Source organism: Bacillus horti (assembly GCF_030813115.1).
Taxonomy (GTDB): Bacteria; Bacillota; Bacilli; order Caldalkalibacillales; family JCM-10596; genus Bacillus_CH; species Bacillus_CH horti.
On the sequence record NZ_JAUSTY010000008.1, the window covers coordinates 138,570 to 155,084 of the forward strand.

Genomic DNA, 16,515 nt, shown 5'->3' on the forward strand with positions numbered 1-16,515 from the left:
ACCCCTTTTCTATTCCGATGTGTAGTCATAGACGCCTTTCCCTGTCTTTTTACCCAGCCTGCCCGCCTTCACATACTTCACTAATAAGGGAGAGGGTCTGAAGCGTTCACCAAGGGTTTGATGGAGGTATTGCAGGTTTTTTAGCCTTGTGTCTAAGCCCACCATATCTCCCAATTTAAACGGCCCCATAGGATAATTCAAGCCAAGCTCAATCGCCTTGTCGATTTCCTCCGGTGTACCGACCCCCTCCATTAACATATGAAATGCCTCATTCCCCACCAAACTGCTTATGCGGCTGGTCACAAAGCCCGGAAATTCATTGATTAATACGGCTTCCTTGTTCATCCTCTTGACGACTTCCTTAACTTGTTCTGTTGTCTCATCGGAAGTTTCTAAGCCCCTAATGATTTCAACCAACTTCATCTTCGGAACAGGATTAAAAAAGTGCATGGCTATGACCTGATTTGGTCGTGCCGTATATGAGCCTATCTCCGTTGGGCTCATTGTTGATGTGTTTGTAGCCAGTATGGTTTTGGGGGAAGTAAGTTGATCCAGCCTTTCAAACACCGATTTTTTAATACCTATATCCTCAGGGACCGCTTCGATCACCAAATTGACATCTTTGGCCGCTACAGCAAGATCCGTCATATACGAAATGCTATGTTGTGCTGCATCTGCTTCCCCTTGAGACAACTTTCCTCTCACTACCCCTGTAGCTAGATCTTTCTGTATATGCTGAGCTGCGGTATTTAACGCCTCCTCGGAGACATCTTGAACATAGACCTGAAAGCCTCCTACAGCCGCAGCATACGCAATTCCTCTGCCCATAATTCCTGAGCCTACTACCAGTATTTTCTCTATCCTCATATTCCTCCACTCCCTCTCCTAAGATGCTGAAACATTCAATACGACTTTTCCAACATGGTCTCCTTGCTCCAACGTAGCCTGTGCTTCCTGAGCATCATGTAACGGGAACTCTTTATAAATGTAAGGAAGCGCCTGTGGATGCTGCTTCAAAAACTGAACAACCTCCATAAAATCCTGATGATCCCCCATCCAAGACCCAAAAATGCTCAGCTGCTTTCCAAAAATATACCGCAGGTCAGTTTCTACTTTTGGACCTGAGGTAATGCCACAGAAAGCTAGCCTGCCTCCTTTGGTCAGCATTTTCAGACTAATGTTCCACGTCTGCTTTCCTACATGATCAAGGACTAGGTCTACCCCTCTTTTATGTGTAAGCTGCTTGATTTCTTCTAACAGATCTTCCGAACGGATGATGATGTCACCTGTGAACCCCTGCTCCTGTAAAAAGGTCGCTTTATTCTTAGAACCCACAATACCAATCACTTTCGCTCCGAACGCCTGAGCAATCGACAACGCCGCGTACCCTAATCCTCCACTAGCTCCCCAGATAACAACCGCATCGATAGGCTTCAGTTGTCCTTTAGTTACCAGAGCATTCCACGCTGTTACATAAGAGACAGGAACACCAGCCCACAGCTTCAGCTGATCAGCAGGTATGGGCAGCGCACACTGCTCCTCTACCGTTACATACTCGGCATATCCACCATCCAGATGATAGCCTCTTATTTGAAACTCTGGGCACATCGTCTCCCTGCCTGCAATACACGCAGGGCAAAGTCCACAGCCCTGCCCAGGATAAAGCAGGACCGCTTCACCTACTTGGATTTTACGAACACCTTGCCCTACCTCTTGTACGATCCCCACCACGTCACTCCCTGGGATTCGGGGCAGTGTCAGCTTATCCCCAGTCCCGCCTTTTCTGAGCCAAATGTCCAAATGGTTTAGCCCACAATACGCTGTTTGTACTCGAATCTGATGGGGGGCTAGCTCTGGTAGCGGTGTATGCTCTCGGAACCGCAGCTCTTCTATAGAGCCATGATGCTCTACAACAATGGCTTTCATTTTTTCAGGACCTCCTCCTTCTTGCGAATTCATATCTACGCTCTTTTTTTGTGGCCTGCGCTAACCTTTTTGTTACCTACAATTCTCTCCTATCCTCAAAGCGCTTTAGCTTCGCTCTTACTCCATGACCTGTTAATTCGCGCAAGGAGCCGGGGGAGTAAATCTCCACATTGATTTGCACGCCTACTCTCGCTTTAAGGAGCTTCGCTACATCCTGCTGAAGCTGGTAGAAATCCGAGCTTTCCGATTTGCTCTCCACCATAATCGTCATTTCATCCCTCTCTGGCTTATTCTCCGGCTTCACACTTTCCACGTAACAAAAGTATTCTCCATTCACTCTAGGCTCCTCTAGAATGATCTTTCCACATGCTTCAGGCCACACATTAATGCCCCTTAGCTTCACCATCGTGTCACTACGCCCTTGGAAATAGTGAATGCGGCGGTGCCAGCTCCCACAGGAGCATTGCTCGTAGTCGTACATCGCTGAAATATCCTGAATGTTATACCTGATTTGCTGTGTCCCCGTCTTATATAAAGCGGTGATTACCAGGTTTCCGCGATGACCTGGCGGAACAGGCTGGCCCGTTTCAAAATCGACAATCTCCACGATGAAAGCGTCTTCAAAAATATGCAGCCCTTGACCTGCCGAACACTCAGCCGCCACATACTGAACCTCATGAAAAGCGTAGGAGTCATAGACAGGACAACCATAGGCCTCTTTCACTGGAGCCGTATTACCAAAAGCGGACAGTGTGTTGATGTTGAAGTCATGCTTGATGTCATAGCCCATTTTCTGTGCTGTGTCGGCAATATGCAACAAATAGTCTGAGGTAGCTAAAATGGACGTTACGCCGAACGTTTTAAGAAACTCAATTTGCTTTTCCGTAGGAGTTACATTCCCTGTGCCTGTTGTCACCGCTGTGCAGCCTAACCAATGCCAAAGGCCATGATCCATGATCCACGCGGCGTTATGAGTAGAGTAAGCCCATGAATTCATCACCACATCTCCAGGTCTAATACCATGCAAATAAAATGTCCGGGCACTTAAAATAGCTCCTACCTCCCGGTCCCATTGGGAGTAAATCGTTGGGCGTGGCGCTCCCGTTGTTCCACCGCTCGTGTAAAAACGTAGAGGCGTATGCTTCCCGTCTTCAAAATGGTACGATTGATAGTCTCCAAACGGAGGTTTTCTATCAATGCTCTCCCTAATATCGTCAATCGTGTACATTGGAATTTTATTCATATCGTCTAGACTCTTTACGTCATCAGGGTGAAAATCATGCTTCTGCCACAGCTTTTGGAAAAAAGGTATCTGTGCTCCCCTAGCTAAGGTTTCTTTGAGTCTGTGTAGCTGGACTCTAGCAATCTTATCTCGCTCCCATTTCCACGTTCCTTCTATAAATTCCAAAGGGGGCTCATACTCCCTGACGAGCTTTTCGAAATCAATAGAATTATAGTAATAGGGTATGGTCATACTTGTTACCCTCCTTTCTTTGCCTTTCTATCATAGGTGGGATAAACACGATCCCTCTTATGATCGTTGTCTAAACCCTTTGCTCCAACCATTTTTCAACACTTTAATACTGTAAAAGTAGGCTATAGCGGCAAGAACAGCAACCCAAGTATCCAGATGATCCCGATGGCCACAAGAATAGGGAGACAATATCCTAAAAAGTCTCGTACAGTTAACCTAGTGCCCTGGGCTAAGATTGGGAAATATAATAAAGCCCAGAATGGCTGGATCATATTCGTCCACAAATCTCCGTACGTAATCGCCATGACTGCCCTGGGAATCTCTACGCCTAACGTTTCCGCAGCAGGAATTAAGAAAATAGCTGTCGCTTGAAATTGTGCTCCAGCAGATGGAATAAACAGGTTCAAAATTCCCGTAAAAAGAAAGGTAATAATAGGGTATGTTGCCGCTGTAGCAAAGCTAACCATATATTCCGTAAATGTCGCGGCTACACCTGAGCCTACTAATATACCAGCAATCCCTCCATATAGCGGAAACTGCATTCCAATCGAAGCCGTTCCTACTAAATTACTGGCAAAGGATTTCGCATACGTCATCGCATCCTTCTGTAGCAGCATTCCTCCAACTAACGCAATAATCGCTACTGTGTTTAGATTTAGAGCATTTAAGCCTTGATTAATGAATAGATACACTAGGTAGATTAGACCTGCAGCCCCAATCAGCCACAATAAGGGCCTGAAGGAATTAACCTTCTCTGCAAACGTCTTTGGCTTTTCTTCAACGGCTGCTGTCACTGCTGTTTCCTGATAGCCTTCAATAGCTAAATCCTGAAATGTAACGATTTCTTTTTTGTTTTTTGCAATAAAATAGTAAATGAGCGTTGTTGTAATCACTATGGCAGCTACTGATACTAGATTTAAAGTGGAAAAAGTAGTTTGCTCTAGCCCAATCACTCCCCCAAGAATCTCTGTTATGTTACCTTCTGTCGCCACAGTCAGCGGAATCGTTCCTGAAATTCCTGTTAAAGAAATAGTAAAGGAGGAATACGCTATCGCTGAAATCAAACGATAATCGATCCCTTGAATCTGCTTGGCCACTGAGCGAGCAAAAATCGCTGTCACAATCGGTCCGAAGTACCATCCAATGAAAGAGGTCACTGCCCCGAGGATACCGGTCCACATATACGCTGACATCGGTGTTTTGACGATTCTTGACACGGCTCTTATAAACCTTTGCACGACAGGCGTGTCCACGATAACCAGAGCTGCAGCATACGTAAACATCAGCTGGAACGCAAAAGTGAAAAGAGATGGAATGCCCTCAAACCAATGCCCTAGTACCTCAATTGGAGTGGTTGGGGTGAAGGCCATAGCCATGACCATCGCTAAAATAGTTAAGATTAACGCTAGGATATAAGCATCCGGAAAATACCTACTATACCAGTTGGCGACTGCCTCAGAACGAGATAGTTTCATCATTTATCCTCCTCGTATACTCATTAGAAAAACCTTGGCTTATCGCCAAATCTCATGACGAAAGCCTTAGTTTTTCTCATACTATCTACTAATAAACTTATAGTTTCAGATAGTATAATAAAGCGCTTGTATACATTGAGCAGCTACCGTAATGGTTAACTTGGATGCAGCTGGAAGTTGCTCTTGTTTCTTTATTAGACCTCTCTATTAAATTTTTTTAATAAATCACTCTAGTCACATCACTGATTACAGCATTCAAATGTTAAGTCCTGTTGAGAAGCCAGCTTATTTTTTCAACGGCGCCCCACAGACTCCACAATGATTAAAATACTCTGGAATGTCCTTTGTTCCACAAGCTTCACAGTCGAGCATCGGAGCACCCCATAAATGCTCGGAGGAGCCACCGCTTGCTGCACGCTCACGAAGCATTGCATAATCAGGCTTCCTTTTTTCGCTGAATGCTCTCATGCCCTCATAAGTTTCAAACGCTCCTGTGTGCACAGTTAGCCAATCACGAGCATGTCCAACGGTCAGATTAAAGGAAATGTTGCGCCAGAAATTCGTTTGCTCCTTCGTGTAACGAACACACTCTGGAAGCTTATTCAACAGTTTCTGGGCCATATTATCCACTGCATCATCCAACTGGCTCAAAGGGACAACCTCGTTCACCAAGCCCCACTCCAACGCCTTGTCTGGGCTAATCTCTTCGTTCAACCACAGGATTTCACGAGCTCTGCGATCTCCTACGATAAGGGGTAGCCACTGAGTAGCTCCACCAGCCGCAACGCTACCGTGGGAGTTCCCAACCTGTCTGATATAGCCATGGTCCGCCATGATCGCTAGATCACAGTTGATGTTAAACTCGTTTCCTCCCCCAACTGTGATCCCATTTAATCTAGCAATTGTTGGCTTACCGATATTTTTCAGCTTTTCATGTGCTTCAATAAAAGCTCCCATCCACTTCCAATAGTTTCTGGGTCTGTCCATAATCACTTCATTTTGTTCCTTCATATCTGCACCTGTACAGAATGCCTTGTCTCCAGCTCCAGTTAGAACAACCACCCCGACCTCATCATCCCAGGAAGCTAATTCAAACGCTCTAGTCATTTCTCTTAGCGTTTGGAAATTTAAGCAGTTATGCACCTTCGGACGATTGATGGTGACTGTAGCCACCATGTTCTTTTTCTCGTATTTGACCAGCTCAAATGGCACGTCCTCCGGTTGCTGTGGGTGTAGAAAATGATCCATGATATCTCCTCCTAGATATTTTTTAAGCGCTTACATTTTTATTAATGCAAGTATTATGCCAATTTCATAAATTGTTTGTTTTCCATCCTTTTTGAAGCGTCTTCGTGCTTGTTATCTCGCTAATTCTCGTATCTCATTTAACAGCAGTCCATACTAACCCTATTTTGTTCCAGCTCCAACTTGATTAGTGGCATATGATTACTTTTTAAACACAGCCTGTTCACATATTGAACACAAGCTAGGGAAACACGTGTTGAATCGTACCTTTTTGATCTACATCAAACCATGATGTCTAATTCCTTTAGTTTTTTCCATAATGTGGTTCGGCTTATGCCCAGCCGTTCAGAAAGGAGCTGTTTGTTTCCGTTGCACTGCTCATATAGCTGCAGGATCACCTGATTCTCAATGTCCTTTAGGCTCCCAAGTTCAACACTAAGATTGTTGCCCGTTACGTTCATCCTTTGATCCTGAAAGATGATTTGTTTAAATTTATCATGGGGGATCGTCTCTCCATAGGCGACCATTCTTTCTACGACGTTCTCTAGTTCACGAACGTTACCTGGCCAATCATGGGTTTCTAGAATGTAAGCCAGCTGCTGATCAATTTGAATAAAATCAATGTTACGCTTGGATAGCATCTCCTGAACCAGTGGGACGATGTCCTCTTTTCTATCTCGTAGCGGCGGGGTTTTAATCTGGAGGATATTTAGTCTGTAATACAGGTCCTGACGAAAACTATTTTTTTCCGCACCTTCTCGCAAATTCTTATTCGTAGCAGAAACAATACGCACATTGACAGGGATAATTTTCTCCCCACCAATTCTCATCACCTCCTGTTCCTGAAGCACACGTAAAAGTCTGGCCTGCAAGCTAAGAGGCAAATCACCAATCTCATCTAAAAACAGAGTGCCTTCATGAGCCATTTCGAATAAGCCTGGCTTTCCACCTTTTTTAGCTCCAGTAAACGCTCCCTCCTCATAGCCAAACAGCTCGCTTTCCAATAGGTTCTCCGGTAGGGCAGCACAGTTAATAGCGATAAATGGGCCGTTCTTCCTACTGCTCGCATTGTGGATGCTCTGAGCCAGTAGCTCTTTACCTGTTCCACTCTCACCATGAATTAAAATAGTACTATCCGCCCGGCTGTATTTTTGCGCTAGCTCAATCGTATCCTTCATCTGTTCACTTTCGTAAACGATATCTTCAAACGTGTATTTGGCATAAAAGCGACGAGTGTGCAGCTCACTTCTAAGCTGAGAGTCAATTTGCAGGACCTTGGTTGTTTCCTGAAACGTTATGACTAGGCTTTGTGGACTGTTTTTTATGGGAATGCGGTTCACCATATACTTGTTTTTGCCGTACGTAATTACTTTTTTGGTCGATGCTTTACCGTCTCCGAGCATTTTTTTAAGAAACGGGTAGTTGAACTTAGATAGCTCCTTGCCAATCACGTCCTTGCTTTTAATGCTCGAGATGCTACTGGCCACCTCATTAAAGACACTAACTTTCCCTTCTCTATCCGTAGCAATAACGCCATCAAAGGCGTAGGAAATAATCGTTTCTAAATGCTTCTGTCTCAGTTTCTCCTTTTCATATAAAACAACGGTCTCCATCGCTCTGTGTAGGGCTTCGCTAATGACCTCGTACGAGGAATGAATGACAAAGGATTGAACGCCCTGGCTCAGCGCATTCCGTGCTAGGCATTCTGCTGTTCCCACAATCACTGGCTTAGAGTCACTGGTCAAGGCAATCTGTTCAATGTGTCTGTTGATCCCTTTTTCATTTTCATACTGCTTAAGAGCAATGCTAAGTTCCTGTGTCTCACTGATGAAGGATAGGTCGTATTTTCTTTCATTTTCCAAATGGTCAATAAAGACAATTTGATCGGAATAATGCTTCGCCAGTTGACATGCCTTTAGAATATCAAAGTTGGTCACATTGATCTTAATGACGGGAACGCTTACTTTTTTCTCAATTAAATCCGCTGTCGGACCCCTCGCTACAATAATGTTAACGTGGTCTTCTTTAATTAATTTGTTAGCGTAGTACAGTCCTCTCTGCAGAGCCCCTTCCCTTACCGTTACAGGCATTTTGATCTGAGAAGCGATCTTCTTAATGGATTCGGTAAAATGCGGATAGGGTGAGATTACACCGATTTTGTACATAACAGTATCCCCTTTCTTGCTAATTTGGTAGAGATATAGATGAGCTTAGATTGGCTCCATCTATCGTCATTGTACAATGATCCTTGCAAGCAATGTCGAACTTTGTCGTTTTTGTATAATTAAAAATGTGCCACTTGATTCCTTTAGCCCCTATTGTTCTCAGAAAGCAAGAAATACCCCCATTTGGTACTAAATCACGGGGACTTACATCCTACTCATATTCTTGTTGATGCTAGCCTAGTTGAAGGATAAGTCATTTTATTTAGTATAGAGTCAAGTCTTAGTAATCTGTTACACTAAACATGTAACCAAATATGTACCACTTCCTGTACGTTTCAACGGAACATTTAGACCGACTGCACTGAAAGGAGGTTTTTATATGATTTATCAGTTTAAAATTACTTTAGAAGACCAATCACCCCCTGTTTGGAGAAGGGTTCTCATTGATGCTGGTTCAACCTTCTATGATCTTCATCTCCTCATTCAAGTAGCTATGGGGTGGACGGATACGCATTTGCATGTTTTTAGATTTGCACTAGATCATGAGGAGGTGCTTAAGGAATTAAATGCAGTAAGAGGATTAGACGATGCTAATAAACAACTGTTGATGAGTTCCCTCAAACCCTATGAATTTATTGGTGACCCAGAGGCAAATGACGGATTCGATGAATTAAATGAAGATTTAAATGAACATGATGAATTCCTAAGCGATTGGTTTTTTGAGAAAGGTAACAGCTGCCTCTACACGTATGACTTTGGAGACGACTGGCAGCACCACATTGTGCTAGAAAAAATTCTAGGGCCTGTTCAAGGACAAGTTTATCCTTATTGTTTGAATGCTAAAGGCGCCTTTATTGCTGAAGATTCTCGTGGTCAGGATATTGAGCCAGAGTGGATTACCGATGAAAAGAAGGCTGTCAAAGAGATCAATGATAAACTAGGTAAAGTGTTTGAGGAGGAATGGGAGATCTGGAAGAATAACTCCCAAGGTGATTTTGTCTCCCAAGCTACTACCGAGGAATGGAAAAAACTATTTGAGCTCGTCAATACGTACAAAAAGGCAAAGCCTTGGGAATGGCTTGAGGATTCTCATATTATTGTCATACAGGATCCTGTCACAAACGATTACATGTACTGCTCCGTATTGGGTTGCGGAGGGGAAGAGTTTGGCTTAGCTATGTATATAGGTGATGCTGGACTAAGTGCCTTAGCCTCGACCTTGTTCCCTGACCCTTCTGGTCAGTTAGATTCATTTCAGCGAATGATTCAAATCCAGAGAAGCCTGCTTGTTTCATTTAGCGATCGCGATGAAATAGAGAAAGAGGATTATGATCTGATCAAAGAAGCAGGATTTAGTTACCGTGGTAAAAAGCAGTGGCCCATGTTCCGAAGCTTTGCTCCTGGCTATTATCCTTGGACCATAGATCAGGAGGAGGTACGTCTTCTCATTAGACTACTCCCTGAAATTATGAGAACCTGTCAAGAGATTTATGATAGACCTCAGCTCCTCATGGGTATCCCGACAAATCACTTCTTTGCCCGTGTTTTGAAAGGTCATGGAGGGGGCAAAGATACCATAAATAGTGAAGCGGAAGCTGGAATAAACAATGTACAGTGGACGAACAGCCTAATACCCTTTAATATTCCACTTGCACAAGTGAACCCTACACCAATGTTTGATGTGAATGAACAGGCTGAAATGGACGAGCTCCTTTTACAGAGATTAAAAAATGAGCTTGATAAAACAAAAACGGTCTTGGAGTTCAATCTTTTTGATGCTCCGACCCCTATACAAGAGAGTCCACAGCAACGTCCCTATTATCCTTTGATTAGTCTATGGGTAGATAAACAAACCGGAACAATCATTCATATGGATGTACTAACACGTAAGTCATTAAATCAGTTGTTTTACAACTCTTTTGTAGAATTGCTTCAAAATCTGGGCTGGAAGCCACATCGCATCCAGGTGAGTGATCAAGCCGTGTATAGCCTACTGCTCCCTCTAACAAAAACACTAGGCATTTACTTAGATCAACTTCATGAACTACCTGCACTAGAAGATGCCCAAGACGCCATACTTGAAGAGTATTTTCATTCATTTTAACGGGCTTTTTATATAAAAATTTGCACCGTGTGCAACCGACCGCCATCATGCAGTGCAACACCGTGTGCTGGGAGCTGCATACGGTGCGAAACCCTGCACGCGGTGTTGTTTCTGTACCTACATCTGACGAGGCTACCGAGAAAAGCATGGCTCAAGCAAGTTGAGAAAATGGCAAACAGAGCTTAAGACTAACCACCAGTGAGCAAGTTATGAAGCGACTCCAAATTGTTATACATAGCTACAGTTGGGGTATCATTCATGCTACTGGTGGTTTTTTTAAATCTCTATTTCAAATTACTCTATTTCAAATTAATTACTTCTTCTTCTCCTTAATTCCCAAATTAAATTCCCAAATTCCACAGCGCGGGGCTACCTCCTGAAGCGGCTAAAGCCCCTGCCTTTAAAGCGTCGAGAACCTCTTCCTTTTCACGGATAAGCCCCCCTGCAATAAGCGGAATATCCGTTTTCTCTGTCATTTCATAAATGATTTTTGGCAGAATTCCCGGTAAAACCTCTACAGCATCTGGCCTGCAGGAGTTGACCATTTCTAGCCCTTTTTCTAAGGCACTCTGATCTATAAGAAAGATCCGTTGGATAGTGAGTAGTCCTTCTTCCTTCGCTACTTTAATGAGATGGTTTTTGGTGGTGATAATTCCGTCAGGCTTCCATTCCCTAGCGATAAAGCTAATCGCACTCTTATCATTAGAGATTCCATGGATAAAATCTAAATGAAGAAAAACATGCATCCCTGCCTGCTTTAGCTTTTGTATATTTGTTTTCGTGGTCATCAGATCCCCAGTTAATAAAAAGGCAATGTTTGGTTCGCTTTGGACAGCCTCATCAATTAGCTTGGGGTCTTTAATTGAGGCAATGACTTGTGATTGGACCATATCTACTAATGGAAGCTTCATCCGGTACCACTCCTATTTGTTTATTCCAACACTTTTCACATACAACCCTGTACTTTATCCTTTTTCCTTGTACCCATACATTTCTTTTTCTCTCTTAAAGTATAGCTCACTTTCACACAGATGGTTTATTAATTTTTCTGATAGGTTGTAATAGGTCGGAAATGGAGGTAAATACATACGTCGGCTGAATACCGGATCTCAGGATGTCCTCCTGCTTTGTCACCCCCGTAAGCACAAGAGCTGTATCCATACCAGAGTGTGCCCCCATTAAGATATCTGTTTCAAGGCGATCTCCTATCATCAAACAGGCTGTTTCCTCCACACCAAGAACCTGTGTAGCGACCTGTAAGGTATATACAGAAGGCTTTCCAATAATGAAGTCGATACCTTTCCCAGTTGCCCCTTCAAGAGCCCCAATCATACTGCCACAATCCGGAATTTCTCCACCAGGTATGGGGCAGGTTCGATCTGGGTTCGTCGCAATGGTCAAAGCCCCGTGCCTAACGGCCTGATAAGCAAAATCGATATGCTCGTATCGAAAGCTTCTGTCCCATGAAACAATGACCACTTTGGTCTCTTGCGGAGTTTGAGCTAAATGGAACCCGCTTTGCCTAAACTCTTCTTTAATGAGATCCTCTCCAATGATATATAAGGGAAGCTGATCTAGCTTCTTCTCACGTAAATACTGCATCGTGGTGTATGTAGGACTGAGCACCTGCTCCTCAGTAATGTTCATCCCAAAGTGATTTAGTTTTTCTACATACTTCTGGCGTGACTCAATCGTTTTATTCGTTAAAAAAAGAATCTTCTTGCCCTGCTTTTGTAGGGCTTGAACCACCTCTAAGGCTCCTGCAATCACCGTTTCCCCTAAATAAATCGTGCCATCTAAATCAAAAATATAGGCTTTATACTTTTGTAGCAATGATCCCTCATCCCCCTGTTCTTTTCAAAATAAGTAAAGCTTCTATCAAAGAGATTGCCTAGTCTCTCTTTACATGTAAAAGATCCCTACCCTCACCTCAAATAAGCTTGAGGTTCATGAGTAGGGATCTCCATTTCTCTTCCCGATACATAACTCAAATCATGTGTGCCTAATGGTTAGCGTAAACGAAGCTGTAAACCATCATAGCCTATCGTGCATTTTTGCTGAATCATAGCAGGCATTGCCTCTACCGTCTTTTCATATGGCTGTTCGTCATCTAGATGAACCAGAACTAATTGACCCACCTTTTCCTTTACATTATAAGCCTCTACAACCTCAGTTAAGCTAGAGTGGTTATCCAAGTGCTCATCGGCTGACGTTGCTTCATGAATCAGGAGATCTATCCATTCATACTGCTTAATCTGCTCGTTAATCATCGTGTCAGCAGAGTAAACCGTTACGTGTCCATCCAAACGGAACTCCAATCCTGCTGTTGGTGCGGAATGTATAGCTGGGATTGTTTTTACCTCTAAGCCAGTAGAAGCGCTCCAAGAAATATGTTCCCTTTGTCCAGCATCATAGGTCTGAATATCAATTTCAAATTGTATGGGCCATTCTTTAACCTGCATAACGTCAAGATACTGCTCCAAACGCTTTTGATCAGTCTTAGAGCAATAAATGGTCAATTTTTTCCTTCTACCCTCTAGCCACATTCCCCATAGCAAAGAAGGTAGTCCAAAGATATGATCAATATGAAAATGAGTGAAGAAGACAGCGTCTATTTTCGCTTGAGGAACATCAAACTGCTTTAAACGCCTCAAGGGATTACCGCCCACATCTATCATCATAGCATGCTCCTCATGCTCAACTAGTAGATACGTATTTTCCCGATCCTTTCCTGCCACAGCGTTACCTGTTCCTAGCAATGTAATATCCATACGATCACCTCCATTCCCTTTCTGACTTTCATGCGTAATTTTCAATTAGCAAGCTTCGACATCTTGGTCTATTCTCTACTTTATCCCCGAGTGCATAAAGCTAGTCACAAACTGACGTTGAAAAATAAGGAAGGCTAGTAGCACCGGAAAAATAACCATAATGGTGGCCGCTGTTACCGTCCCCCATTGGGCACCCGTTTCATAGGATTGAGCGAACAATGCCATCCCTACCGTTAACGGACGACTATTCACTGTATCTGTAACAATTAATGGCCACATAAAATTGCTCCAATGTGTACTGATTGATACTAAAGCAAAGGCAATATACGTTGGCTTTGCGGCCGGGATATACACATGCCACAGCGTCTGCCACCAGCGACAGCCGTCGATTCGAGCTGCCTCCTCCAAATCATAAGGGACCTGCTTAAATGTTTGACGTAAAAGAAAGACACCAAAAGCAGAAGCCCAGTACGGAAGCATAACAGCTAGCTTCGTATCGACCAAGCCTAGCTGCTGCATGATCGTATAGTTAGGGAAAATAAGAATATCCGGTGGAATCATTAGCTGAGTGAGAAAGATAATAAAGATCACATTTTTACCCCAAAAGTTCACACGAGCAAACGCATAGGACGCAAGTGTAATGGTAAAAAGCTGCACAAGTAAAATCCCAAGCACGATCACAAGCGTATTGTAATAGTAAGTTAAGAATGGAGCCGAGTTCCAAGCATTAATATAGTTTTCAAAGGTAGGATTTGCCGTCCAAAAAGGGTTAACCCTCTGGGTAATCTCCCTAGATGGGGTTAATGAAGTAACAATTGTCCATATTAGAGGGACAGCAAACACAACGGCAAGCAGAACAACAACCATTCTATTTATCCATTTATTCATCAGCTTTCCCTCCTAATAATGGATTCGTTTATCTATAAACACGTAATTCACAATCGCTACAACTAATAGAATAACGAGTAAAATAACGGTTAATGCAGCCGCTTTCCCCATATCCCAAAAGCTGAACGCTGTTTCATAGATATAATAGAGTAATAGATTACTAGCATTATCTGGTCCACCCTTAGTCATGATGTATAAATGATCCACCATCTTAAAGGAATTGGTAAAAGCGATGATCAATACAAACAAAGTGGTCGGCATCAATAACGGAAAGGTGATATGTCTGAAAATCTGAAAGGGCTTGGCTCCTTCAAGCTTCGCTGCTTCATACACATCCGAAGGGAGGTTTTGCAGCCCGGCAAGGTAAAAAATCATAAAGAAGCCAGCCTCCTTCCAAACCATCATCACAATCATAGAAAACATGACCCATGCAGGGTCGCCTAACCAATTCACACCCGAGACGTTTGCTAGCTGCAGGAATTTATCCAACAGCCCATATTGAGGTGTGTAAATAAACAACCAGATGTTAGCAATAGCAATCATAGGAATAATCGTTGGGTAGAAAAAGGAAGTACGTAATAGGCTGTTCACCCTAAGCTTTCCATTAACCCAAATCGCTAAGTACATCGCTAAAAAGATACTTGTCGGCACAGTCCCGATAGCAAAAATCGCATTGTTCCACATAACCTTACGAAAAACATGATCTCCAAACACCGCTTTATATTGAGCCAGACCGACAAAATTAGATTGCACTATACTTGTCTCAAAAAGGCTTAAGTACATCGACTTGATTGCAGGATAAAACGTAAACAATCCTAGAAAAATTAAAGACGGTAACAGTAGCATATAACCAAACATGTTTTCCTTGATCCTACGCTTCAAGCGACTGGTGAATGCTATATTTTGTCGTGCATTCTGCTTCACTGAATTTTTTGTTTTAACTTCCAGCCTTAACACCACCTTTTACCGTATTCAGCACTAAGCTTTCGCTTTCAATTCTCGTATTTCTCCACTTCTTCTGCATCTTAGCTTCTAACTTTTAACTTTTAACTTCTAGATTCAAACCTTTAGCTTCTAACCTTTAGCTTCTAAATCTAACTTTTAGCTTCTTATTTACGTTTCTAATCCTGATAGCTTTTGAGCACCTCATCCGCTTCATTTTGAGCTCGCTTCAATGCTTCCTCAGGTGAAATGCTTCCTGTTAAAGCTGCTTGAAGGGCGTCATTTAAGATTTTTTGTACACGCCCGTTTTCAAAGGTAGAAAGCTCACTATCCGCATACTCAAGCTGATCTAAAGCCACTTTAGCTTCTGGGAATTCATCTACATAACTTTGCAGCTCATCGGTATCATACGCTGATTGTCTAGTCGCCACATAGCCTGTATCCATTGACCATTGAGCTACTCTTGCTGGCTCCGTTAAAAACTCAATAAATTTAACAGCTGCTTCTTTATTTTCATCAGGAATATCTTTAAACATATAGATATTTCCTCCACCCGTAGGTGTACCATGATCCTTTTTAGCTGGTAGGTACGCTACACCAAATTCAAAATCCGCCTCTTCCTTCACTCTGGTCAGGTTTCCTGTTGTGTGAAACATCATTGCTGTATTTCCGCTAATAAAATCAGATGGCACAGTAGCCCACTCAATAATTCCTTGTGGCATAACGTTATGTTTACTTCCTAAATCAACATAAAACTCCAACGCCTCTAGATTCTCTGGTGTGTCAAAATAAACCTCCGTTCCATCAGCAGACATAATGTTCTGTCCTCCGCTTGCTTGAAGGGCTAAAGCTTGGAACATCCAATACTGATAGCCTGTACTTGGAATCTCAAGTCCCCAGCGACCGTTCTCAGTCAGCTGCTCACTGTAGGCTAAGAGCTCGTCCCAGTTTGTAGGAGGCTGCTCTGGATCAAGACCTGCTTCTCTAAAGGCATCCTTGTTGTAATAAAGAACAATCGTACTTCTTTGGAAAGGAATACTCCAAACATCTTCTCCAATTTGAGAGTTAGACATAAACCCTGGAAAGAAATCATTTAAATAGCTTTGCTCGAAGTGTGGATTTAATTTTTCAATAGCATCTAATGAAAGCAAAGTGTGCAAATCTATAGAAAATAGAACTCCTAAGTCAGGAGAGTTATTCCCTTGTACAGCCGTCAAAACCTTTGTCATCGTTTCAGCATAGCTTCCGGCAAAAATAGGGGTGACCTTAATGTCCTCATGCTGCTCGTGAAACTCGGCGACCATATCATCTACGATTTTTGTAATCGGTCCACCCACCGCTACTGGAAAGTAAAATTCAAGCTCAACTTGCCCCGATTGACTACTCGACCCTGTACTGCAGCCAGCTAAAGCTAATGTAAATAGTACTAAGACAATGATTGCTTTTTTCATCATTCATTCCTCCTTAAAAAGTTGCTCATGTAAGCGTTTCCATTCCTGGTTGTCTCTATAAAACCGAATCACAT

13 protein-coding genes are annotated in these 16,515 nt (G+C 42.9%); 1 reads left to right on the top strand and 12 read right to left on the bottom strand.

The annotated features are described in order from the left end of the window. Positions 1–9: 9 nt before the first annotated feature. The 6 genes from J2S11_RS11180 to J2S11_RS11205 form a co-directional block, all read right to left on the bottom strand. Positions 10–867, bottom strand: coding sequence for a 3-hydroxyacyl-CoA dehydrogenase (locus J2S11_RS11180; RefSeq protein WP_307394555.1), 858 nt, complete (start codon positions 865–867; stop codon positions 10–12). Positions 868–885: 18 nt separating this feature from the next. Beyond that, positions 886–1,926: a zinc-binding dehydrogenase gene (locus tag J2S11_RS11185; RefSeq protein WP_307394557.1), complete on the bottom strand. Its 1,041-nt coding sequence runs from the start codon at positions 1,924–1,926 to the stop codon at positions 886–888. A gap of 76 nt (positions 1,927–2,002) precedes the next feature. Further along, positions 2,003–3,400, bottom strand: a complete 1,398-nt coding sequence (locus tag J2S11_RS11190; protein WP_307394558.1) for a phenylacetate--CoA ligase family protein — start codon at positions 3,398–3,400, stop codon at positions 2,003–2,005. A 122-nt stretch (positions 3,401–3,522) separates the two neighbouring features. After that, on the bottom strand, positions 3,523–4,878 hold the full coding sequence (locus J2S11_RS11195; protein ID WP_307394560.1) for a TIGR00366 family protein: 1,356 nt from the start codon (positions 4,876–4,878) through the stop codon (positions 3,523–3,525). Positions 4,879–5,160: 282 nt separating this feature from the next. After that, positions 5,161–6,123 (bottom strand): enoyl-CoA hydratase/isomerase family protein, encoded by a 963-nt coding sequence (locus J2S11_RS11200; RefSeq protein ID WP_307394562.1) that lies wholly within the window; start codon positions 6,121–6,123, stop codon positions 5,161–5,163. 278 nt (positions 6,124–6,401) lie between these two features. Then, on the bottom strand, positions 6,402–8,285 hold the full coding sequence (locus J2S11_RS11205; RefSeq protein WP_307394564.1) for a sigma 54-interacting transcriptional regulator: 1,884 nt from the start codon (positions 8,283–8,285) through the stop codon (positions 6,402–6,404). A gap of 379 nt (positions 8,286–8,664) precedes the next feature. Here J2S11_RS11205 and J2S11_RS11210 point away from each other — a divergent pair, with 379 nt between their 5' ends. Continuing rightward, on the top strand, positions 8,665–10,389 hold the full coding sequence (locus J2S11_RS11210; protein ID WP_307394565.1) for a plasmid pRiA4b ORF-3 family protein: 1,725 nt from the start codon (positions 8,665–8,667) through the stop codon (positions 10,387–10,389). Between the two features lie 341 nt (positions 10,390–10,730). Here the strand turns inward: J2S11_RS11210 and J2S11_RS11215 are convergent, their stop codons facing one another. The 6 genes from J2S11_RS11215 to J2S11_RS11240 all read right to left on the bottom strand — a co-directional run bounded on the left by J2S11_RS11215 (position 10,731) and on the right by J2S11_RS11240 (position 16,444). Beyond that, positions 10,731–11,300 (bottom strand): glycerol-3-phosphate responsive antiterminator, encoded by a 570-nt coding sequence (locus tag J2S11_RS11215; RefSeq protein WP_307394567.1) that lies wholly within the window; start codon positions 11,298–11,300, stop codon positions 10,731–10,733. Between the two features lie 112 nt (positions 11,301–11,412). After that, positions 11,413–12,222 carry an HAD-IIA family hydrolase gene (locus J2S11_RS11220; protein ID WP_307394569.1) on the bottom strand — a complete coding sequence of 270 codons (810 nt, stop codon included), beginning with the start codon at positions 12,220–12,222 and terminating at the stop codon, positions 11,413–11,415. Positions 12,223–12,398: 176 nt separating this feature from the next. Continuing rightward, a complete protein-coding gene (locus J2S11_RS11225; RefSeq protein WP_307394571.1) occupies positions 12,399–13,160 on the bottom strand; it encodes an MBL fold metallo-hydrolase in 762 nt (253 codons plus the stop codon). A 75-nt stretch (positions 13,161–13,235) separates the two neighbouring features. After that, on the bottom strand, positions 13,236–14,048 hold the full coding sequence (locus J2S11_RS11230) for a carbohydrate ABC transporter permease (RefSeq protein ID WP_307394574.1): 813 nt from the start codon (positions 14,046–14,048) through the stop codon (positions 13,236–13,238). A 12-nt stretch (positions 14,049–14,060) separates the two neighbouring features. Continuing rightward, complete coding sequence (locus J2S11_RS11235) at positions 14,061–14,906, bottom strand: carbohydrate ABC transporter permease (RefSeq protein WP_307394575.1); 846 nt, start codon at positions 14,904–14,906, stop codon at positions 14,061–14,063. 263 nt (positions 14,907–15,169) lie between these two features. After that, on the bottom strand, positions 15,170–16,444 hold the full coding sequence (locus J2S11_RS11240; protein WP_307394577.1) for an ABC transporter substrate-binding protein: 1,275 nt from the start codon (positions 16,442–16,444) through the stop codon (positions 15,170–15,172). Between the last annotated feature and the right edge of the window lie 71 nt (positions 16,445–16,515).

Bases quoted from the DNA above. Each gene is read 5' to 3' on its own strand.
- J2S11_RS11195 (WP_307394560.1), bottom strand. From the start codon at position 4,878: ATGATGAAACTATCTCGTTCTGAGGCAGTCGCCAACTGGTATAGTAGG.
- J2S11_RS11215 (WP_307394567.1), bottom strand. From the start codon at position 11,300: ATGAAGCTTCCATTAGTAGATATGGTCCAATCACAAGTCATTGCCTCA.
- J2S11_RS11200 (WP_307394562.1), bottom strand. From the start codon at position 6,123: ATGGATCATTTTCTACACCCACAGCAACCGGAGGACGTGCCATTTGAG.
- J2S11_RS11190 (WP_307394558.1), bottom strand. From the start codon at position 3,400: ATGACCATACCCTATTACTATAATTCTATTGATTTCGAAAAGCTCGTC.
- J2S11_RS11230 (WP_307394574.1), bottom strand. From the start codon at position 14,048: ATGAATAAATGGATAAATAGAATGGTTGTTGTTCTGCTTGCCGTTGTG.
- J2S11_RS11185 (WP_307394557.1), bottom strand. From the start codon at position 1,926: ATGAAAGCCATTGTTGTAGAGCATCATGGCTCTATAGAAGAGCTGCGG.
- J2S11_RS11235 (WP_307394575.1), bottom strand. From the start codon at position 14,906: ATGTTTGGTTATATGCTACTGTTACCGTCTTTAATTTTTCTAGGATTG.
- J2S11_RS11180 (WP_307394555.1), bottom strand. From the start codon at position 867: ATGAGGATAGAGAAAATACTGGTAGTAGGCTCAGGAATTATGGGCAGA.
- J2S11_RS11210 (WP_307394565.1), top strand. From the start codon at position 8,665: ATGATTTATCAGTTTAAAATTACTTTAGAAGACCAATCACCCCCTGTT.
- J2S11_RS11240 (WP_307394577.1), bottom strand. From the start codon at position 16,444: ATGATGAAAAAAGCAATCATTGTCTTAGTACTATTTACATTAGCTTTA.
- J2S11_RS11225 (WP_307394571.1), bottom strand. From the start codon at position 13,160: ATGGATATTACATTGCTAGGAACAGGTAACGCTGTGGCAGGAAAGGAT.
- J2S11_RS11205 (WP_307394564.1), bottom strand. From the start codon at position 8,285: ATGTACAAAATCGGTGTAATCTCACCCTATCCGCATTTTACCGAATCC.